The organism is Exiguobacterium sp. s63, assembly GCF_018617335.1.
Taxonomy (GTDB): domain Bacteria; phylum Bacillota; class Bacilli; order Exiguobacteriales; family Exiguobacteriaceae; genus Exiguobacterium.
On sequence record NZ_JACSKB010000001.1, the window covers coordinates 35,433 to 54,560 of the forward strand.

At 44.2% G+C, this 19,128-nt stretch carries 24 protein-coding genes and 1 other annotated feature; of the genes, 16 read left to right on the plus strand and 8 right to left on the minus strand.

Annotated features, from left to right (window positions below):
* The first annotated feature begins 111 nt into the window (after positions 1 to 111).
* The 4 genes from KNO90_RS00175 (at position 112) to KNO90_RS00190 (ending at position 3,463) form a co-directional block, all read left to right on the plus strand.
* Positions 112 to 1,119, plus strand: a complete 1,008-nt coding sequence (locus tag KNO90_RS00175; protein WP_214740545.1) for a helix-turn-helix transcriptional regulator — start codon at positions 112 to 114, stop codon at positions 1,117 to 1,119.
* A gap of 200 nt (positions 1,120 to 1,319) precedes the next feature.
* Positions 1,320 to 2,180, plus strand: a complete 861-nt coding sequence (locus KNO90_RS00180; RefSeq protein WP_215112723.1) for a metal-dependent hydrolase — start codon at positions 1,320 to 1,322, stop codon at positions 2,178 to 2,180.
* An 8-nt stretch (positions 2,181 to 2,188) separates the two neighbouring features.
* Complete coding sequence (locus KNO90_RS00185; RefSeq protein ID WP_215112724.1) at positions 2,189 to 2,953, plus strand: DUF817 domain-containing protein; 765 nt, start codon at positions 2,189 to 2,191, stop codon at positions 2,951 to 2,953.
* Positions 2,954 to 3,034: 81 nt separating this feature from the next.
* Positions 3,035 to 3,463: a hypothetical protein gene (locus tag KNO90_RS00190; RefSeq protein WP_214740551.1), complete on the plus strand. Its 429-nt coding sequence runs from the start codon at positions 3,035 to 3,037 to the stop codon at positions 3,461 to 3,463.
* 344 nt (positions 3,464 to 3,807) lie between these two features.
* On the opposite strand, the gene KNO90_RS00195 is transcribed toward KNO90_RS00190, so the two are convergent.
* On the minus strand, positions 3,808 to 4,107 hold the full coding sequence (locus KNO90_RS00195) for a hypothetical protein (protein WP_215112725.1): 300 nt from the start codon (positions 4,105 to 4,107) through the stop codon (positions 3,808 to 3,810).
* A gap of 209 nt (positions 4,108 to 4,316) precedes the next feature.
* On the opposite strand from KNO90_RS00195, the gene KNO90_RS00200 reads away from it, so the two are divergent.
* The 8 genes from KNO90_RS00200 to KNO90_RS00230 all read left to right on the plus strand — a co-directional run bounded on the left by KNO90_RS00200 (position 4,317) and on the right by KNO90_RS00230 (position 10,103).
* On the plus strand, positions 4,317 to 5,177 hold the full coding sequence (locus KNO90_RS00200) for an ABC transporter permease subunit (protein ID WP_215112726.1): 861 nt from the start codon (positions 4,317 to 4,319) through the stop codon (positions 5,175 to 5,177).
* Positions 5,177 to 6,220, plus strand: coding sequence for an ABC transporter permease (locus KNO90_RS00205; RefSeq protein ID WP_214740557.1), 1,044 nt, complete (start codon positions 5,177 to 5,179; stop codon positions 6,218 to 6,220). Before KNO90_RS00200 ends, KNO90_RS00205 begins: the two co-directional genes overlap by 1 nt.
* Positions 6,221 to 6,319: 99 nt before the next feature.
* Positions 6,320 to 7,246 carry an NAD(P)-dependent alcohol dehydrogenase gene (locus tag KNO90_RS00210; protein WP_214740559.1) on the plus strand — a complete coding sequence of 309 codons (927 nt, stop codon included), beginning with the start codon at positions 6,320 to 6,322 and terminating at the stop codon, positions 7,244 to 7,246.
* 102 nt (positions 7,247 to 7,348) lie between these two features.
* Positions 7,349 to 7,675 (plus strand): hypothetical protein, encoded by a 327-nt coding sequence (locus KNO90_RS14680; protein ID WP_251127287.1) that lies wholly within the window; start codon positions 7,349 to 7,351, stop codon positions 7,673 to 7,675.
* A 12-nt stretch (positions 7,676 to 7,687) separates the two neighbouring features.
* The gene (locus KNO90_RS14685) at positions 7,688 to 7,987 is read left to right on the plus strand and encodes a hypothetical protein (RefSeq protein ID WP_251127288.1); all 300 of its coding nucleotides are present in this window, start codon (positions 7,688 to 7,690) and stop codon (positions 7,985 to 7,987) included.
* Positions 7,988 to 8,083: 96 nt separating this feature from the next.
* Positions 8,084 to 8,611, plus strand: a complete 528-nt coding sequence (locus tag KNO90_RS00220) for a DUF2199 domain-containing protein (protein WP_285800711.1) — start codon at positions 8,084 to 8,086, stop codon at positions 8,609 to 8,611.
* Positions 8,612 to 8,625: 14 nt separating this feature from the next.
* A complete protein-coding gene (locus tag KNO90_RS00225; protein WP_214740561.1) occupies positions 8,626 to 9,381 on the plus strand; it encodes a hypothetical protein in 756 nt (251 codons plus the stop codon).
* A gap of 32 nt (positions 9,382 to 9,413) precedes the next feature.
* Positions 9,414 to 10,103 (plus strand): glyoxalase, encoded by a 690-nt coding sequence (locus KNO90_RS00230; protein ID WP_214740563.1) that lies wholly within the window; start codon positions 9,414 to 9,416, stop codon positions 10,101 to 10,103.
* 14 nt (positions 10,104 to 10,117) lie between these two features.
* On the opposite strand, the gene KNO90_RS00235 is transcribed toward KNO90_RS00230, so the two are convergent.
* The gene (locus KNO90_RS00235) at positions 10,118 to 10,933 is read right to left on the minus strand and encodes a diguanylate cyclase domain-containing protein (RefSeq protein ID WP_214740565.1); all 816 of its coding nucleotides are present in this window, start codon (positions 10,931 to 10,933) and stop codon (positions 10,118 to 10,120) included.
* 216 nt (positions 10,934 to 11,149) lie between these two features.
* Here KNO90_RS00235 and KNO90_RS00240 point away from each other — a divergent pair, with 216 nt between their 5' ends.
* A complete protein-coding gene (locus KNO90_RS00240) occupies positions 11,150 to 11,695 on the plus strand; it encodes a Rossmann-fold NAD(P)-binding domain-containing protein (RefSeq protein ID WP_214740567.1) in 546 nt (181 codons plus the stop codon).
* A gap of 111 nt (positions 11,696 to 11,806) precedes the next feature.
* A complete protein-coding gene (locus KNO90_RS00245; protein ID WP_215112727.1) occupies positions 11,807 to 12,541 on the plus strand; it encodes a MerR family transcriptional regulator in 735 nt (244 codons plus the stop codon).
* 5 nt (positions 12,542 to 12,546) lie between these two features.
* Here the strand turns inward: KNO90_RS00245 and KNO90_RS00250 are convergent, their stop codons facing one another.
* Complete coding sequence (locus tag KNO90_RS00250; RefSeq protein WP_215112728.1) at positions 12,547 to 13,248, minus strand: CPBP family intramembrane glutamic endopeptidase; 702 nt, start codon at positions 13,246 to 13,248, stop codon at positions 12,547 to 12,549.
* Between the two features lie 91 nt (positions 13,249 to 13,339).
* Between KNO90_RS00250 and KNO90_RS00255 the strand changes: the two genes are divergently transcribed.
* A complete protein-coding gene (locus KNO90_RS00255) occupies positions 13,340 to 13,726 on the plus strand; it encodes an NUDIX hydrolase (protein WP_215112729.1) in 387 nt (128 codons plus the stop codon).
* Between the two features lie 67 nt (positions 13,727 to 13,793).
* Here KNO90_RS00255 and KNO90_RS00260 read toward each other — a convergent pair whose 3' ends face one another.
* Complete coding sequence (locus KNO90_RS00260; protein ID WP_215112730.1) at positions 13,794 to 15,017, minus strand: MFS transporter; 1,224 nt, start codon at positions 15,015 to 15,017, stop codon at positions 13,794 to 13,796.
* Between the two features lie 67 nt (positions 15,018 to 15,084).
* Positions 15,085 to 15,338: a binding site (T-box leader), on the minus strand.
* Between the two features lie 99 nt (positions 15,339 to 15,437).
* Entirely contained in the window at positions 15,438 to 16,676 is a 1,239-nt protein-coding gene (locus KNO90_RS00265; protein ID WP_215112731.1) for an MFS transporter, read from the minus strand.
* A 127-nt stretch (positions 16,677 to 16,803) separates the two neighbouring features.
* Between KNO90_RS00265 and KNO90_RS00270 the strand changes: the two genes are divergently transcribed.
* A complete protein-coding gene (locus tag KNO90_RS00270) occupies positions 16,804 to 17,568 on the plus strand; it encodes a helix-turn-helix domain-containing protein (RefSeq protein WP_215112732.1) in 765 nt (254 codons plus the stop codon).
* Here the strand turns inward: KNO90_RS00270 and KNO90_RS00275 are convergent.
* The 3 genes from KNO90_RS00275 to KNO90_RS00285 form a co-directional block, all read right to left on the minus strand.
* A complete protein-coding gene (locus KNO90_RS00275; RefSeq protein ID WP_214740582.1) occupies positions 17,555 to 17,959 on the minus strand; it encodes a nucleoside 2-deoxyribosyltransferase in 405 nt (134 codons plus the stop codon). The two genes, KNO90_RS00270 and KNO90_RS00275, sit on opposite strands and share 14 nt — an antisense overlap.
* 303 nt (positions 17,960 to 18,262) lie before the next feature.
* Positions 18,263 to 18,724 carry a helix-turn-helix transcriptional regulator gene (locus KNO90_RS00280; protein WP_215112733.1) on the minus strand — a complete coding sequence of 154 codons (462 nt, stop codon included), beginning with the start codon at positions 18,722 to 18,724 and terminating at the stop codon, positions 18,263 to 18,265.
* A 27-nt stretch (positions 18,725 to 18,751) separates the two neighbouring features.
* Positions 18,752 to 19,048, minus strand: coding sequence for a hypothetical protein (locus tag KNO90_RS00285; RefSeq protein WP_215112734.1), 297 nt, complete (start codon positions 19,046 to 19,048; stop codon positions 18,752 to 18,754).
* Positions 19,049 to 19,128 lie beyond the last annotated feature (80 nt).

The window sequence follows — 19,128 nt, forward strand, 5'->3', positions numbered from 1 at the left end:
ATGGCGCCTCCTTAAACAGTTTGTAATGGAAAATACCTTTATTTCGTGGAAATAAAATGATAATGTCTGTTTATACATAATTTAGATAGAGAAATGAAAGGGGATAGAACCGTGAATAACCGAGAGCGGTTACTTGAAGTACGACGTTTCTTTGAACGTTACACGGACGAAGCGAATCCAAAGACGCTAGAGGATTTGCTTGAACATTTATCAACAATCGGAGATACTTCTAAGTTAGCAAAAAAATCGGTGAAAGACGATATCCAGGCACTGAATAATTCGGGGTTTGAAGTGCAGGATGAGTTGGAGAAGAATGGTCTCGCCAAAAAATATTGGCATTCGGCCCGCTTATTTGAGATTCATGAACTTCGGATGATGGTCGATGCAATCGTCGCAGCCAAGTTCATTTCACAAGATGTGACCGAAGAAATCGTTGAGAAACTTCAAATGCTGACGAGCATCCCTGAAGCGAAGACGCTACAATCGATCATCAAGACGCCGAAGAAAAAACACGGACACATTCCTTACCATATCGATCGCATCCAACGGGCCATTCATGAACGAAAAGCGATCTCGTTTCAATATACAGATGTCGTCGGATTCGATGTGACGAAGCGAACGTTCCCGCTTCGTCGTGACGGAGAACGTTATGTCGTCAATCCGATTGACTTGCATTGGAATCACGAGCAGTACTATTTGATTGGTATCGATGAATCCATTGGAGAAGTGCGGAACTATCGAGTCGACCGCATCGTCAATTCGGAGATTGTGGAAGACGGCACCATTCGCCCGAAACATCACCTACCTGATGACTATTATCAAAAGTCGTTCAATATGTATAACGGTTTGGATGAGCAAATCGTCTTGTCTGTGGACGAGCGGGTACTCCCGGTCATCTTTGATAAATTAGGGGAGGACGTTTCTGTATCGGAACATGGAGAACGATTCCTCATCCGTTTCGATGCCGCCGTTTCTGACGGATTCATTTACTGGTTGCTCTCTTTAGGCGCACAGGTAGAAGTGGTCGAACCGCTCACGCTCCGTGATCACATGAAAGCCACAATCGAAAAAATGGCAACTACTTATGAAAACACAAGCATTCATTCCTCTATCGAGTGAGTAGATGTGCTATACTGCTTGCGACACTAGATGAAGGGGGACAGGCGGATGTTAAATTGGATGCCATTGATCATTCCAATTGTCGCTGTCGTTTTCGTGATCATCGTCGCAAGACGTGCGATGAAAATGGATGAAGAGAATTAAGAAGGAGAGACATCGTCCAGGACTGGGAGATGTCTCTTTCATTATGGAGGTAAAGCGTGGATACGATCACACATACGATATTCGGATTGACACTATATGGTGCAGCCGATAAACGTGATTTACAACAACATGAAAAGCGAGCTTTGTTCGTCACGACACTTGTCGGGAGCCAAATCCCGGACAGCGATGTGATTTCTCGGTTGTGGGATACGGAAGGAATGTATCAGATGTGGCATCGCGGCATCACACACTCCATCTTTCTTGTTCCGCTCTTTGCACTACTCATTTACATACTCGTTCGTCTTCTCTTTCGGGTGACGGATATCCGCTATTTTTGGTGGGCACTGTTGTCTGTGTTCATACACAACACATCTGACTTGTTCAATGCGTGGGGGACGGGCTACTTCGAGCCGATCTCGGATGTGAGGATCACATTCGGTGTGATCCCGATTGTCGATTTCGTCTATTGGGGAATCTTCTTAGTCGCCTGGCTCTTCGCTCGGAAGCAGGAGGTTCGCTATAAGACGTATCGGTATGCATGGGCGGCTCTCGTCCTGTATGTCGCCATTCAAAGTGCGCAAGGAGCTTACTTGTATCAGGCATACGCGGACGAGCATGACGAAGTGGCGCTCTCCGCTTCATTCATCCCGACTCAGTTCACCGTCATCACGAAGTCTGACGAGAACGTATCGCTTTTTAAAGATTCCATTTATCAAAAATCAACCTTGCAATACGAATTGACGAGTGCCGAAAAGACAAATCTTGAGCCATTGTTTGAAGTGAATCAAGAGGCACGCACATTGACCAAATGGTCACCGTTCGTCGTCGTCGTGGCAAATGAAGAACGGCTCGGCGTCTTTGACCCACGTTTTTATGACGGAGAATCCTCATTTTTATATGAATACATCGAAAGGTAGGGCAACGGATGGGACGTATACGATATCTCTTTATCTTTGCATACGAACAGGCACTTAGTTGTATCTTCCCGGTCGCCATCTTTGGTGCGCTCGCCGTCACGAAATTTGCGGAGTTACCGCTCCCGCGATATGATGTCTTACTCATCTGGTGTCTGTTCGTCCAAGTGATCCTCGTGAAGACGGGACTTGAGACGATGGAAGAAGTGAGGGTCATCAGCTGGTTCCATGTCATCGGTCTCGGACTTGAACTGTTCAAAGTGCAGATGGGGTCATGGAGCTATCCGGATGAGGCGTTCACGAAAGTGTGGGGTGTTCCGCTCTATGCGGGATTTATGTACGCAAGCGTCGGGAGTTACGTCGTCCAGGCATGGCGTCGCCTCGATCTACGATTCACGAAGATGCCGAACCCAATCGTTGCCTTCGGACTTGGGATTGCCATTTACTTTAACTTTTTTTGGCATCATGTGTGGCTAGATTTACGGTGGCTGTTGATCGCACTCATCTTTTTGGCGTTCGGCCGTTCGATTGTCTCGTATAAACTCGATGACCGTCGATTCAACATGCCGGTCGTCCTGTCTTTCTTCTTGATTGCCTGCTTCATCTGGCTGGCTGAAAATATTGTTACCTTTTATAACGGCTGGGCGTACCCGGACCAGATGAACGGCTGGGCCATCGTCGATTTAGGTAAACTGTCATCCTGGTTTTTACTCGTCATCATCAGCATCCTGCTTGTCGCTTGGCAAAAGCGAAAACTAGAATATGAAACGACTTAACTCGACATGTGTCGAGTTTTTTTATGAGGTGCACCGAATCCTTTTTTGTAAATAGTCGTATTATAAAATGAGGTGATGGGGTTGTTGGAAATTGTGCTCGCTTGGTTCATTGGATTATTGTGTTTAGGATCTCTTGTCATCTACTGGAGAGAGTGGCGGAAGACACGCAATCGTGTGAAATTGGGACGAGTCTTTCTCGCTGTCTTCGCATCAGTTGCTATACTTGGAATGGCGGGGATGGAGACGTATGACCGTATGGCGACGAATTACGTTGTCGAGACGGGAGAATGTTATGTCGTGGATGACCAATCATCGAAGGGCTCATCGAACGTGACGTTAAGGTTCGGCGAGCGTGCATATGGTTTCAAGGAAATACCGGACATTGCATATGGTCCAGGGCATGTGTTTTCATGTCGTGCGACGATGACGAAGCAGATGCACTCAGGAATTGAATATGAGTTGCGCTCACTTGAAGGTGAGTTATTGTACTCAACCCATTCAGATGATTGATTGTATGACATGGTCAAACAAAAACGTGTTCAAAGCTAAATTCATAGCTTCGAACACGTTTTCTTGTCCATTTTTTTATATGTACGCCCTAAAAATAACGTCATAAAGATGAAAGCCAGGCCACCAATCAAATTGGTTACAAACAAGATGTACTGAGACGTCAAGAGACGGCATACAGCCTGGCATATAAAGGACAGTGAAATCACGGCAAACATGAAAAGTCCAAAAGGGTTTGATAAAGTCACAAATAGTTTATTTTCCATCATCACGTACCAACTTTTCGATTCATATTTAAGGGGCTGATTTCTTCAGATGTAATCAGGAGTGATTGAGCAGATTATCTATCATTTTGATTCCTTCATCTTGTTTCGTTTTCTCTCTAAAAAGATTGGAAGGATATTCATAAAGATTGCCGCGATTGTCAAAAACCATAACGCACGAGACATACCGGGTACGACATCCGTTATGGCACCCCAGTCCTTAGCTTCTACCCACATGTTTAGCAAGCTATATTCTGCGCATAACGTCAGCGCTGTCAAGGATAAGGCGATTGCCATTGTCAGTTTATAATCCTTCTCCATCATAAATACAGTCAAATTGATAAGCGTCGCCCCAATCGCAGCGAGTCCAAAAATAATCCACATACTTTAACCTCCTAAATATTTCTATAAATTCATCATAACATACATCATTATCCATAATGATTTCTGAAAATTGTTTCTATTCACATAATGAATGTGATAGAATCAGTGGAAAGTGTCTTTGGATATTATTCCCTTTAGGAAATGAACAATCAACCGGACATCCTTTTACACTTTTTGATTGAGATATGTCAACCAAAGGAGATCGAATTATGGCCTATATTGCAAGGAAATCTGCACATCTTGTCATCGCATTTTTTGTCTTGATTGCAATTAGTGCGTTACCGACGCTTGTCGTTCAGACCGATTTTAGTCTGACGAGTTATTGGAGCGGTATCGAGCAACAGCTGAACCAACTTCAAAAGCTTGACGAGATTACATACTACAATATCACCGCTCAAACAGACTTACCTCTTTTGCCGGAACTTGGACCGCTCGTCAAAGAGTCGGTCATCATTTTTACGACGGCGCTCGCCGTGTCGACTGCGCTTGGTCTATTGTATGCATATTTCTATTACCGGAGCGGTAGAAGGGTTCGCACCGTCCTGCACCAATCGAGTCAGACACTCGAGATGGTACCGGATTTGTTCTGGTTAATTTTTTCTCAATTTCTTGCGATTACAATCCATAAGTCGACGGGGTTCGACCGAATCGAAGTGGCAGGCGGGTTCGCAGAGTACATTCGGTTTCTCCCGATTGTCACCTTGACACTGACGACGTTGTTCTTCTTCATCAAATGGCTGACCATCCATATCCATGAACAAGAGGCCATCCCGTATCTCGAGCTCGCACAAGCGAAAGGGATTCGGCCGAGTGGACTGTTTTGGAAGCATTTGTTGCCGAACATCATCTATCGATTTTACCTCTTTTTCCGTTCGAACATCATCACCATCTTATCGACGCTTCTCATCGTCGAATATTTGTTCAACGTCCAGGGACTATTTCGCTTCGCCGTCTACAATCCACAGATGGAGATCTTGCTCGTCATCTTATTCGTCATCTATCTCCCGATTTTTCTATTGGACCTATTCATTGAGTGGATCATTCCAAATGCATGGAAAGGTGGGGTTTGATGCGCCGAATATTAATGCGTGATCCGATTTTTATCGTCTGTTTTGTCATTGTAGTTGGGCTCCTTATCATGAGTTTTGGAAATACCGTGTTTCGTGATGGGAATGTGGATCAAACCCTTATGCTCTATTCAGATGAGGGGAGACTTATCGGAATACCGCCATTAGAGCCGTCAAAAGATCAATGGCTCGGAACGGACTATGCTGGATATGATTTATTTCAGATGTTCGTGGAAGGTTTTAAGTGGACTGTCGGGATTTGTGCGATTGTCGCGCTTGGGCGGATGACGATCGGTTTATTGGTGGGGATTCCGCTTGCATTCAGGGGGACACGGTTAAACCATTTCTTTAAAACGTTGCTCGATGGATTTTTGATTTTACCGATTTCGTTACTGGCATTGATGATGCTCGCGTCGACGATGACATTTTGGGATTCGACACTAGTACCTCCTCTATTGGATCGAGTGAAAATCGAGCTAATCGTTTTAGTCGTTCTCGGACTACCCGCCGTCACGTTATACCTGATCACAGAGATTCGCCAATTGCTTCAACAAGAATTCATGATTGTGGCTCAAACACTTGGAGGCGGGATTTGGCATCGCGTGAAATTACATCTCTTCCCGCATCTTGTCCCAACCCTCGTGATCGTCTTCATGCAACAGTTTGTCCAGACGCTCATGTTACTCATTCATCTTTCACTGTTTGGAATCTTCTTTGGAGGGACTGTTCTCTTGCAAGAAGGTGTCATGCCGACGATTTATGAGTGGTCTTCAATGTTCGGGTATTACTTTAGACAATTCACTGCGATGACGTGGATGACGAATCATTTGTTCCTGGTTCCGGCACTTGGACTGGCGGCACTCATCTTTATCTTTAACTTGTTGACGAGTCGACTTGAACGGGCATTCCGTCTACGTCGTCAAGAACCGATGGTGACCGAAATGAACATTGCACAATCGGAAGCGGCTGCCGCTTCATTAGACAATCCGTTTTCCCTCGTCAATTCGAGTGTATCAGTAAAGAATGAACCGGATGATATCGTTTGATATGATCCGGTTTTTCCATGACTGATGGACTGAATCCTGTTATTGGAGGGAACGTATATAACAGATTGAGGTGACAATTCATGAATGGAGTGAATCGATATGAAAGCTGCGATTTGTACCGCGTATGGGCCACCGGAAGTACTCGTCATTCAAGAAGTGCATCAACCGAAGCCGAAAAGTAATGAGTTACTGATTCAAGTCCATGCATCGGCCGTCCACTCGGGAGACCGACGCCTCCGCGCACTAGACGTTCCAGCTTTAGGAAAACTACCGATGCGATTAGTTGTTGGGTTTAAGGCGCCACGTCAACCGATTCTCGGTGTCGTGTTGGCAGGTACAGTCGTAGAAACAGGCAACAGTGTGAAAAACTTTCAGGTAGGAGACAACGTCTATGCCCTTACTGGGATGCGTTTTGGTGGTTATGCCGAGTTTGCATGCGTGAACGAATCGAAATGTGTGTTTCAGATGCCCGCGCATGCCAGCTTTATCGAGGCAGCGGCGCTACCATTTGGTGGGACGACTGCATTACATTTTTTACGGAAGGCACGTATCGAGCGAGCGACGAACGTTCTCATTTATGGTGGAGCGGGTGCTGTCGGTTCGACTGCCGTCCAGATTGCGAAGCACTACGGCGTTCATGTGACTGCGGTATGCCATGAACGGAACATCGAGCTCGTGAAGCGGCTAGGGGCAGATGTAGTCGTGGACTATTCGAGAGAAGGGTATGACCGTGAATTGGGTACGTATGATGCCGTCTTTGACGCTTCGGGGAAAATTGATAAACGACTAGCCAAAACGCACGTTGCAGAGAACGGGGCGTTCAGTTCCGTCGCGGGACAAGGACCGGCGAGCGAACGAAAGGAGGATTTGAAGTTCTTAAACGAACTGTTTGAAGCAGGAGAGCTACAACCCGTCATTGATTCGGTTTATTCGCTAGATGAGATTGTCGAGGCACACCGATACGTCGATCAAGGGAAAAAGGTTGGGAATGTAGTGGTGAAAATCAATGAAGAATCAATCAGATGATAGATGGTAGTATAAAGAGAAGTATCAAATTTTTTCGTGAGGTGTGGTCGAGAACCTCACTTACATACCAACTAGACGAATCATGAGAGCGGGCGAGTAGTCATGAATATATTGATCGGGCAACCAAAAATGGAACGAAGTCTTAAGCAACTGAAGCAAGAGATTGAGTCGAACCCTACGGTGGATTTGATTCTCTATCCGGAGGGATATTGTACATATACTGAATTAGATGAGCTGAGTGACTTAGCAATCAAATTCAACACATCGATTGTTTTAGGGTATCGAGATGATACGAATAAAGATCGGGTTCTCATTGTAAATAAGAATGGTGAGACGTTGTTAACGCGACGGAAAACACCTGAAAGTGAGCGCTTGTTCATGCCATCAAGTGTCATAGATGGAGCGGAGGAATATGGATACTTACTTTGAAGGGAGATTTTTATGGGGGTAGAGGGATTAAATAATCATGAGCATCTATCAATCATATTCAATCCAATTGGAGTCGGCATGTTTAGTGAGGAACAATTCACGGAGTGGACGGAAGAAGCGAGAAAAATTGCGATGGAACGAAAAGCGATGATTATCGGAACGAGTCATGCGGATGGATCGTATCGAAATTGTGGAATCTCGATTCCGATTGCATATTGCTTTGATAAAAATGGGGAAGAAGTGTTTCTATCTAAAAATGATACGCGGACGCGAGTGTTAGAGACTGATTCAAGAGTTACTACATTCGTCTAACAAACCGTGATTTCCTATAAAAAATGAAATACGTGTAAAATGAATAGATTTATTTCACATACCATTAATTAAACTCAAATCAGAAAGCGAGTACTTATGAGATACCTTTTCAAACGAAAACACAAGAGTGATTGCAACTGCTCGATATGTGGCACGAGTAAAGAACATACAGTCGGCTTTGAATCGATCATGCCATCAGTATTAGACGGCCTATCGAAACGGGAGATGAAGAAGCGCGTCGTTTTGACAGATGATATTTGCGTCCTCGATGAAGCTCATTTCTTTATCAACGGATGCCTCGAACTCCCGATCATTGGAGAAGACGATCCTTTCATCTGGAATGTCTGGGTATCACTCAGTCCGGATAACTTTTTCAAAGTCATCGATTTATGGGATGAACCAGCTCGTGTAGACCTCGGCCCGATGTTCGGCTGGTTATCGACGGATCTTCCCATCTATCCAGATACCATCAATCTAAAGACAAACGTACATATGCGTGGAGTCGGACTACGTCCATTGATTGAACTCGAACCAACGAATCATCCTCTTGCAATGGAGCAGCGTAATGGTATCACGAGGTCGCGGGTCGATGATATATTCCGACTCGTTGAACGTAGCGGATAAAGGAGGAGTGCAGGGTGAGTCAATTGAAGTCATCTTTGATTTTCGATTTGTATACAGGAAATCAAGCGCTCACTTCGATTCAGCAGAAGATGTTGGAGCGAATCGAGTTACTTGTTCACGACAAACGATTCAAAGAACTTGAACAATTCATGGGCAACACTCCGGACATCGAGCAGCTGTTAATTGACTATGTGCTGCTCGATCCGACCGAATCATATCGCTGGGATTTGCTTATTGGTTACGAACGGTTGGATCGGATTGAAGATTATGATCGAGTGAATGCATTTTGCCGAACCGCCTTTTCATACCATCCAGATAAACCCTTCTATTTTGCCTTGGCATTATATGATATGGGATGGAATGATTTTGAGATAGACGAGGAAGTCATTGAAGTGGCGAATCGATTGATTGAAGTAGCAACACCTGAAGTTTCTGCATTGATTTGTCTAAGCGTTTCAAAGGTGCTACGACATAAAGAGCGCGAATATCTTCAAATGGCAATTGAGCGATGTCCGTGGGCAGTACAGCCATATTTTTCTCTAGGTGAGCATTACAGCCGGTATAATCCGAGATTGGCTAAAACCTATACGGGAAAGGGTGTGGCTCAATTGGCTCTGAGTTTTGATGATTCAGGCAAGAGTCACGTAGCGTCAAAGACTGGTTTCAATCCGATTACGTGGAAAGAAGGTTGTTGCTCTGATTTACTAGGAATGAATATGAATTGGTCAGAATACCAAAAATACAAGCGAGCCATCAAGTCACATAGATAAGCAAGGACATGAGGAATACGAGGAGGGTTTTTATGAGAATTACAGAAGCCAGGCTCTATACGAACCGGCTAGACGAAATGAAACGTTTTTATGTGGAGAAGCTCGGACTATCCGTCGTGGACGAAAATTCGACCCGCTTTCAAATCGAATTAGGAGAAGATACCTTGATATTTCAAGAGGCTATAACGGAGCAAGAGCGACAGTACCATTTCGCGATCAATATTCCGGCTAACCGGTTCAAAGAAGCGAAGGAATGGATCAAGTCACGTGTCCCGCTTTTGACCGAGGACGGGGAGGACGAAATCTATTTTGAAGGGATTGATGCATCATCGCTTTATTTTTACGACGCGGACGAGAACGTCATCGAGTTGATTGCTCGACATTCGATTAATCCGGAAAGTAACATCGAGTCCTTTTCGTCAAATGAGTTTCTTGGAATCGGCGAGATGAGTTTGACGGTAGAAGACCCGTCTCTCGTCGAAAAGGCGCTTGAGACAATTGGAGTTAGACGGAGAGATGGGAACTCAATCGACCCCCGTCATTTAAACTTCATGGGTCCTCCAAATCACGGTACATATATGCTGATCGTACCTCGAGGGCGCGTTTGGCTCTTTTCACCAAAATTGTCGATTCCGAGTCCGATTCAGATGGTACTTGATCAACAATACATCGTCGAAATGGATGAGAAACTCGAATTTCATATTCACTCCATCAAAAAATGAGTTCACGATTGAACTCATTTTTTAGTCTTTGATTCGACATACCGATAAATTTCTTCTAATCGTATGGGTGCGTTCTCTAAGTTCACCTCAAACGATTTGTCTGAGCATTCAACAGTGAGCGAATCGCCGTTTTGACGCGAATACTCTAGTAATAGTGGTCTGATTCGCTCATGTACAATTTGTGCATTTTCAATTGAGGTTCGAGGGAAAATCATGGCGAATGTGTCATGCGCCACCCGATACTTCTTGTCCGTTCGTCGAGTCGCTTCGTGAAGTTCGTCACTAAAATAGTCTAAAAACCACTCATATTCGGATGAACCATACCGTTTTTCAAAATGATTGAGAATGGGCAATGTGATGAATGACACCACGAACGTCTCACCGTGGCGAATCAACCGATCCCGTTCAGCCTCTATATCCATCAAAAAACGATCTCGGTTATCAAAACCGGTCTCCGGGTCTACCGCAATCAACTGACTGACTCTCGCTTCCGCAACCTTTAGTGCAAACTGAGCATGGAACAGGATGACTTGTAGCCAGTAAGACAAACCCGTCAAAATCGCTAATAGTAACAACATGTATAGTTGCGCGGTAGCAGCCGTCGCATATACAGGCATGTTGATTAAAAAGTAAGCTGCGAATCCTAATAGAATAAGTACACCAGAACCTCGATGTATGAGCAAAGTTGAAAGATAAAGAATCGGAATACAGATCATCCACCAAACAGGGAGATGATTTATCATCAGTACAGAGGAAAATAGAATACTACATGCCAATGATACAACGATGAGTGTTATCAGTTGTAGTGAACTCGTTGTCCAGTGTCTCATAGGTATCCTCCTCTTAAAGAAATAAATTGCAATCATAACACTATTATCCATTTTCCGAAATAGTGATTGTTTAAACCGATTCGAACACTTGATTCATTATAAGGGATTCAGTGCATTAAAAAAGGCTTAATTTTGAAAAGACGTGAATGTTTCCGAACATCTCTATAGGATAAGAAGAATGAAATATTGGTGTATAATGGAAAATGAGGTGATGGCATGAATCGAAAACATGTATTGATTGTCGGAGGGACAGGGATGTTGGCCGAGCTCACATCTTATTTAGCGATTGAACAGGATGTCACGGTCATTGGACGAGATAAAGAAAAAATGGCAAGCATCGTACAACGAAATCCTGAGACGTGTCATCCACTGATCGTTGACTATCGCGAGGAGGAAGCACTTTTAAACGCACTACAGTACGCAGTGAAACAAAGAGGTCCGTTTGATCGAGTCATCGCCTGGGTGGATCGAGGCTCAGGAAGAGCGATGCAACTCATTTTGGATCATTCGGAAAATTCAGACGTGATACATATTTTAGGTAGCCGGGCGAATCCGGAATATGAGAAGAATTGTCTATGTCGCAATGAACAACAAACGTATCGACAAGTTCAATTAGGTGAAATTCATGAGATGGCATCTGTCCGTTGGTTGACACACGACGAGATTGTAGAAGGGGTTCTCGATGCCATTCAGAATCAAGACGACTATCGATTGATTGGGACACGAAAGGATGACGTAGATGTTCACTCGAGAAATGATTAGTGAATGGATGGGGATGTACCACGAAATTCATTTTCAGATTAGGATGAAGGGATTCATCAGTTCAAAAGATATTCATACATACACGTCACATGTAGTTAGGAGGGTCAAAAATTGACCAGACACTATTCAACTGGAGATGTCGCGAGAAAACTGAACGTGTCTGTGCGTACGCTTCGATACTATGACCAAATCAATTTGGTCACCCCCTCTTATACGAACGATGTACAGAAACGATTTTATAGTGATGACGAAATGTTTCGACTTCAAAAAATCATGCTTTTAAAATCGATGACCGTCCCGCTCGATGAGATTCGGAGAATCTTAGATGAAGAATCCCTTACAAGCATCTTGTCCGCTCATCTGTCCTCGTTAGAAGAAAAGATAGAGGAATTGAAGCGGGCGCAGAACTATACGGTCACGCTCCTTCAATCCATGAAGCTTGAAAATGAAAAAATCGATTGGACGAAACTGCAAACTATTCAAGCTAAATCAAATGACCGGAAACAATGGACGGACTATTTTACGGAAGAAGAGTCTGATTCATTGCAATCAAGTTTACCTAAATTAGAAGATGGTGAGCACGATACGAAAAAGTGGATCAACTTGATTCGGAGAACCGAAATTCTAATCGAACGTGGGGTCGCCCCTTCCTCAAAAGAAGCCCAAATTCTTAAAGAAGATTTGACTTGGTTAACAGACGAGACATTTGGAGACAATCAACAATTGATTGAATCATTTTGGGAGATTCGAAAATCAACTGATGCATCGAATGAATTAGGACTGTATCCAATCGATGCATCGATTCTTGCCTATATTGATTCACTATATCAAGAGATAGCAGACTGATTCCCTCATGCCAATGCAGTCAATAGAACGGCTAGCCCATTAAAGGTGCCATGGATGAGCATGCTGGAATAGATAGAGTTAGTCCGTTCATATACCCAAGCGAACACTAGTCCCGATACAAAATTGACGAGTAACGTGTTTGTCGTCGGTAAATGAGCGAGAGTGAATATTCCAGCACTTACGATCATCCCGCTCCCAACCCCAAATCGTTCTTGAAAGAAGCGGTATAAGAACCCACGATAAAAGATTTCTTCATAGATCGGTGAAACGATAGCCGCCGATCCAAACGCAATCAGTATGGAGATAATCGACAAGTCACTTTGTAAACTCTCTGTTTTTGTATTCGACGTACCGATACCGAAATATGATTGGACTATGACGATGATGATACTGAGTACAATTAGCACAATTGTCCATAGAAAGATGATGCCCGAATCTTTCAATGGAAAACGGCGAAGTCCTAACGTTTCCAGCGATAGGGTTTGAGGACGTATTGCGACGAAATAGAGGACAGTCATAAATATTATGGCTAATAACAGGCCGATACTTGTTCCTGAATAGAGGGTGTTTCCCCATGACTGTTCTAGAAAGTTGTGTAATTGTCGCTCGATAAGTAGGGGCGTCACTCCGAATAGAAGAACCATCGTAATTGCGAACTGATTCCATGTCCAAATGGGAGTTGTTTTCTTTTGCATTTGATTCAACATCGTATTTCCTCCTTAAGTGGTTGTAGCCCCATCATATCGGGTGACGTAACGTCACCTGCAAGCAGAAAAATGAAAAAGGAGTATTAAGACTATGAAACAGTGGATTGGATCAGCTGCTTTATGCATCAACGAAGAGAGGAAAGTTCTCCTCGTAAAGAGTCGTGACGTGCAACAATGGAGTTTGCCATCAGGTGGTCTAGAAGTCGGAGAAACGCCAGAACAATGTTGCCAGCGTGAAGTGTTCGAAGAAACGGGCTATCGCATTTCGATTAATCAAAGATTACATATCAAACGAGCCATCATCTCAAGTTATCAAGTCGAAACGCACTATTTTTTGGCAACGTGTGACGAGCGGATGGCGACCGCAACCATCGACTTGGACATTGATGAAGTCAATTGGTGGTCGATTCATGAAATAGAGCGATTGGAACTTGCATTTCCAGAGGATCTTGAGCTGATTAAACGGTGGAGTGTATGATTTAAAATCATCGAAACGATTCACCGATTAGAACAAGCCGGTCGCATAAAAACGACCGGCTCATGACTTATGACACTTCTTCGATTTGATTGTGATTGAAATACTCCCGTTTCGAACGGTCGCGCATGACATGTATGGTGTAACAACCAACAAGGAAGAAGATAATCGAGAATGCGAGATAGACTGGACGAATCCCAACCATTTCGGCAAGAAGTCCAATCCCAAATGTGAGGACGATGACGAGTAGCGACTCTGCCACATTGATAGCGCCAGAGAACCGGCCCATGATTTCGACCGGGACATGGTGTTGATAGAATGATAAGAATCCTGTATTTGCAAAGGCAAGCGCGAATGTCAGGACAAAAAATCCAACCGAGGCCATCATGAATGACGATGAACTTGCGAAAAGAAGATAGCCTATTGGTGTCATGATCGCCCCGAATCCAATACAAAACGATAAGGACAAGCAGTGACTCCATCTTGAATTGATGAGTGATCCAAAGATAATCCCAATCCCAGCGATACTGACGAGAAACCCATATCGGCTCTCAGACAAGTGAAGGACTTGGGTCGCGAATGACGCCTCCAAGGAATCGAGCCCAGACATGAAGATGGTCATGACACAGAACAATCCATAAATGAGCGTCACATATTTGGCATTTGATGCAAATCGTACGACCATTTTCCAATCCTCGATAATTAATCTTACAGAGAATGGTTCAATCGACGCTTCTGTTCGATGATGAGACGGAAGGCGCGACAACATACCGACCGAGACGATGAGTGCGAACGCATTCACGAAAATCGCAAATGACGGACTCCCGACTAGAAAGAGCAGTCCTGCAATCGTCGGACCTAGAATAAACCCGGATGACTGTACAAAGTTCTTCATCGCATTGAACTTTTGTCGGTTCGAGGCAGGTACGAGTCGCGTCATGTAGACCAGACTCGATGATTCGAATAACGAGCTCATCACATTGAGAAGAAAGACGATTCCGTAGATGAGCCACAGTGAATCAATCCAGCCTAAGCTGAATACGAGGAACGCACGCAGACCATCCAGTAACATCATCAATCGTCTCGTATCGATCCGGTCAATCAGGCTACCTGACCAAAGATTCGAGACGAGCGAGGCGAGCGGGACTAATACATAGAGAATCGAGACGGCGAAAGGGGATCTAGTCATCTCTAAGATAATCAAGTTGAGCGCAATGAAGTATATCCAGGCACCAAGGTTTGAGATTCCGACACTGACGAGCAGTAGCGCAGAGGTTTTTCGAAACGAGTTCAAGTCAATCACTCCTTCTATTTTTGATCACTTTCGGAACGTAAAAAAATCCCACCCCCAAGAACGAATTCTTGGGGACGAGATTCTCATCGTGGTGCCACCCCTGTTCGTCCGCACGTCACCGCACGAACCTTATTCAGTACTGCCGAACGAATCGGACTATACCTCAACTCTATAACGGGAGTGCCCGTCGCCATATCCCTCGGGGTGAGTTCCATAGCGCTGCTCAGAGGCTTGTTTCGACCAACGTTCTTTACTCCTTTTCACCGGACGGAGCTCTCTACGAAAGATTCATTGATGTACTGTTCTCTTCATCGCGTTTGTCAGATCATTTTTGTAAGGATAGCATATTGTGAAAATATTGGAAACGATTTTGGTAAAAAGATGTATATCTTCTTCAAGGTATTAAACTATGATTGTCATCTAGGAAGCTTGGTTCATTTCTGAAGGTTGACACTTATCCAGTTCTTTCAAGATGGAACGATAGAAGAAGATTGCGAATATCCCAAAGCCGATATACGACAGGGCCATCCAACCTGGTGATACGACATTATAAGCCGAGACGCTGATTGCGCCAATGAGAAGCGCACCTCGGTAGCGGAAACCGTTCGCGGCCAAGTATTGACTGCGGAGATGGTCTTCGATGAGTCGAGCTAGCATGGCTTGGTGGATGGGGACATACAGCAGTTCTCCAAACGTGAAACAAGCTGTAGCGAGCACTAACATTGAAAGATCATGTGAAACCGGTAAGATGGCGAATCCAAGACAGAACAGCGCGACACCTGTATAAAGTAGCGCACGTTCAGAGATGGATTTGGTCCAACGCATCAACACAAGACCGAGCAGTAACACGAGAATCGTATTCTCCGCTCGAAGCAGTCCGAGAATCTTCGTCCCATCTAGTGAGAAATGAAAGAACGGGATAGCGTGTAACGTTTCAGCAAAGTGAATCGCTAAGTAATGCGTCAGTTGCAACTCTAATGACAACGTCAAAATCCCTGCGACAAGGTATTTCAAAAAGAGTTGGTTCTTCATGACCGTCTGATATCCTGTCCATACACCAGCGGTCTTCTGCCCTTTACGCGGAAAAGGTTTATAGTTGTCTTCGAGTTTATTGGAAACCAGGAAGACACATCCGAATGAAAGAATGGCTGCCGATACTAACATGTAGAAGAGATGCTGTTCGAAGAAAAAACCTCCGAGCAAACTACCGATGACGATGGACCCGTTCATCAGCCAGTAACTGAATGTATACAAATATTTTCGCTGCTCGGGTCGGCTATCATCGATTAAGATGGCCTCGTTTGCAGGTGTGATGGCACTACCAAGAAGATTACTAAAAAAGAAGAAGATAAATAATAAAATGGCACTGTCGATTACATGTGAACCTGCGATTGCCATTCCGATATAACACGCGAAACGTAGTATTTCACCAATGAAGAGAACACGTTTTCTTCCATATCGATCGGACAGATGGCCTCCATAGAGACTTGCGATGAATGAGGCAATCATCGTCAAGACAATGAGCGGTCCGGTCTCCGTTGCACCGAACTGGCGAACAAAATAAATCGTCAAAAAAGGAAATATGGCAGTTTGAGTCAGCTTTTGAAAGAAGTTCAAGGCAAGTCGTATTTTTAAATTAGGATGAAGCGATTGAAACATGTGAATCACCATCTTTTCATAAGGTCAGCGAAGTGGCCACTTGACTGTTATGAACAGTATGCGTGATTTGAAGTGAATCATCGTGCACTATATTGCTCGATTTTTGCGCAATAATCTGGAGGGGTATATGGAACAATTACTGACACTGCCTGACGTCGCCATACGTTACGTGTCGTCTAGTGGAGATTGGACGACAGAGAGAGAAGCGAGCAAAGAAGACATCGTCTGGGTGCTCGTGTTGGAAGGGAAAATTGGGATTGAGGTGAATGCATTCGAATATCGTCTCCAAGACAGCGAATCGATTGTGGTTCAACCGAATCAGTCCTATCGACTATTCGCTGATTCAACTGAAACGACTTATGTGAGTTTTCGGTTTATTGCGAGTCGATTGAACGGGTTTGAAAACAGGGTCAATCCAATGTTTCCTTCCATAGCGGTCATGTCGATAAGAAGACTGTTAGGGGAGTGGTCAAGTCGAGGATTTTTAGAGATTGATCTTACAGATGATGTCATGACGTTCATTCAGAGTCACCTCATCCACACTTCTTTAGATGATGAAGACTTATTTGTACCGGTTTTGCGTGTCATTCATGATTCTTATCATACAGAGCTTAGAATTGAGGAATTAAGTCGAATCGTCCATCAAAGTAAGTATCAGTTCATACGGAACTTTCGAGAGCGAATCGGTCAGACGCCGTATCAATACATCACGAGACAACGCCTGATTCATGCGAAGTCGCTCCTTCGCTATTCGGATCTTACACTACTCGCAATCAGCCAAGAAGTCGGATTCAACAGTCCGGCTCAGCTGAACAAGCATTTCACGGAATGGGTAGGCTGCACCCCGGCTCGATTCCGTAAGAATAAAGGGCATCAGCTCAAACGTGATTAGAAAGCTTCAATCGATCTTGAATTTGGTGGGGGAGGGCGTTGAGCGGTCCCTCACATCGTTGTATCGCATCCACATGATAAAACGTGCTCGTCTCCTTCATATTCATCATCTGGTCACCCAAATCGTATAAAAAGACCGATTTGTTCATTCCGAGTGCAATCCCGAGCTCGACATGTGCGCCTTTACCTCCAGGCAACAAGATGACGACAAAGTCCGCTGATTGAATTCCAGAAACCTCTTCTTCGCCAATCGAGCGTAATGCATCAATCGATGTGGCGCGTTCGTTCTGAGTCCAGTCATATGTATGGGTGTGACCGAGCGCAATCAGCTCATTACACATGAACCGTACTTCTTCGATATTTGAGAAGCTTGAACCGACATAAAATCGCATGGGAGAACCTCCAATTCGTTATAGATGATTCATCTGGTAAAGAGCCACAAAATAAAATTGGACGATTAACAGGTAGCCAAGTACAAGGAAAGAAATCACGCTAATCAGGACGAATTTCATCAAAGAAAGTGGAACGTATGATTGAATCAAGCGTGTCAAATAAAGCGAAGAGAGGACAAGCAAAATGATTGTGCCGATAACCCAAATGTAACCAATCATGAGATTCGGAATCAGCCAAAATAGGCGATTGTCATTACGATTAGACACAGAGTGATCACTAAATCTTTACGTTTCTTCGTCATCTTACACCTCTCGCTGATGTTCTAACTTCAATCGTACCTGTTCGGCATCCTCTGCATCAAACGTGCTGTACCACCTCACATGGTCGAGATCGATGATCCGATAATGTCCGCTGATGATATTTTGCTGAAGGGTGTAATGTGGACCTGATTCGATTGCATGCCAAAAGACGCGTCCGCCGAGTGTTTTTTCTTTCGGCTCATAAGTGTTCTCGGTCGCAATCAGTTTGACGAATTCGACGGGGTCGTCACCGATCAAATGTATGAGAATCTCACTTTCGTTAAACAAGGCGCATAGCGTCACAATCGTCGACCAACTTGCTTCATTCCGCTCCTTCTCGATTTGGATGAGCGTTTTTTTTGAAATACCGAGTAAGTTCGCCATCTCTTCCTGTGAATACTGAGATTCGATACGAATCAATTTCATTTTTCGAGAAACCTGTCCAATAAATTCGGATTTTTGCATATGGTTTTTCCTTCCTGTTTGTCCGACTCAGAGCGTCGCTGAGCTAATGAAAATCAAGATCCACGAGATTCCGAGAAATACAATAAATAAGAGCAGGCAGACGATGATATAACAGCAAATGTATTGCCAGTAGGTCAACCGTTTCGATTGATAAAAATGGTATGTAAAACTGAATGTCGCAATCCCGATGACTAAGAACGCAACGTTATCCCAGATGATTCCGACTTTCAAGAAAGATGGAGTGAGAAACGAAGCGATGAGTGCAAGCACGACCGTCACAATTCCCGTAGAGATGGCGGCGGATGGCGTTGTAGTATTTTCCAACAAATCACCTCCTAGTATATTACAAGTGTAATTTTACACTAAAAGTGGGCGATGTCAATTTCATAATCAAAAAAACCCTT

Bases quoted from the DNA above. Each gene is read 5' to 3' on its own strand.
- KNO90_RS00185 (WP_215112724.1), top strand. From the start codon at position 2,189: ATGGGACGTATACGATATCTCTTTATCTTTGCATACGAACAGGCACTT.
- KNO90_RS00195 (WP_215112725.1), bottom strand. From the start codon at position 4,107: ATGTGGATTATTTTTGGACTCGCTGCGATTGGGGCGACGCTTATCAAT.
- KNO90_RS00200 (WP_215112726.1), top strand. From the start codon at position 4,317: ATGGCCTATATTGCAAGGAAATCTGCACATCTTGTCATCGCATTTTTT.
- KNO90_RS00205 (WP_214740557.1), top strand. From the start codon at position 5,177: ATGCGCCGAATATTAATGCGTGATCCGATTTTTATCGTCTGTTTTGTC.
- KNO90_RS00210 (WP_214740559.1), top strand. From the start codon at position 6,320: ATGAAAGCTGCGATTTGTACCGCGTATGGGCCACCGGAAGTACTCGTC.
- KNO90_RS14680 (WP_251127287.1), top strand. From the start codon at position 7,349: ATGAATATATTGATCGGGCAACCAAAAATGGAACGAAGTCTTAAGCAA.
- KNO90_RS14685 (WP_251127288.1), top strand. From the start codon at position 7,688: ATGGGGGTAGAGGGATTAAATAATCATGAGCATCTATCAATCATATTC.
- KNO90_RS00220 (WP_285800711.1), top strand. From the start codon at position 8,084: ATGAGATACCTTTTCAAACGAAAACACAAGAGTGATTGCAACTGCTCG.
- KNO90_RS00230 (WP_214740563.1), top strand. From the start codon at position 9,414: ATGAGAATTACAGAAGCCAGGCTCTATACGAACCGGCTAGACGAAATG.
- KNO90_RS00235 (WP_214740565.1), bottom strand. From the start codon at position 10,933: ATGAGACACTGGACAACGAGTTCACTACAACTGATAACACTCATCGTT.
- KNO90_RS00240 (WP_214740567.1), top strand. From the start codon at position 11,150: ATGAATCGAAAACATGTATTGATTGTCGGAGGGACAGGGATGTTGGCC.
- KNO90_RS00250 (WP_215112728.1), bottom strand. From the start codon at position 13,248: ATGTTGAATCAAATGCAAAAGAAAACAACTCCCATTTGGACATGGAAT.
- KNO90_RS00255 (WP_215112729.1), top strand. From the start codon at position 13,340: ATGAAACAGTGGATTGGATCAGCTGCTTTATGCATCAACGAAGAGAGG.
- KNO90_RS00265 (WP_215112731.1), bottom strand. From the start codon at position 16,676: ATGTTTCAATCGCTTCATCCTAATTTAAAAATACGACTTGCCTTGAAC.
- KNO90_RS00270 (WP_215112732.1), top strand. From the start codon at position 16,804: ATGGAACAATTACTGACACTGCCTGACGTCGCCATACGTTACGTGTCG.
- KNO90_RS00275 (WP_214740582.1), bottom strand. From the start codon at position 17,959: ATGCGATTTTATGTCGGTTCAAGCTTCTCAAATATCGAAGAAGTACGG.
- KNO90_RS00280 (WP_215112733.1), bottom strand. From the start codon at position 18,724: ATGCAAAAATCCGAATTTATTGGACAGGTTTCTCGAAAAATGAAATTG.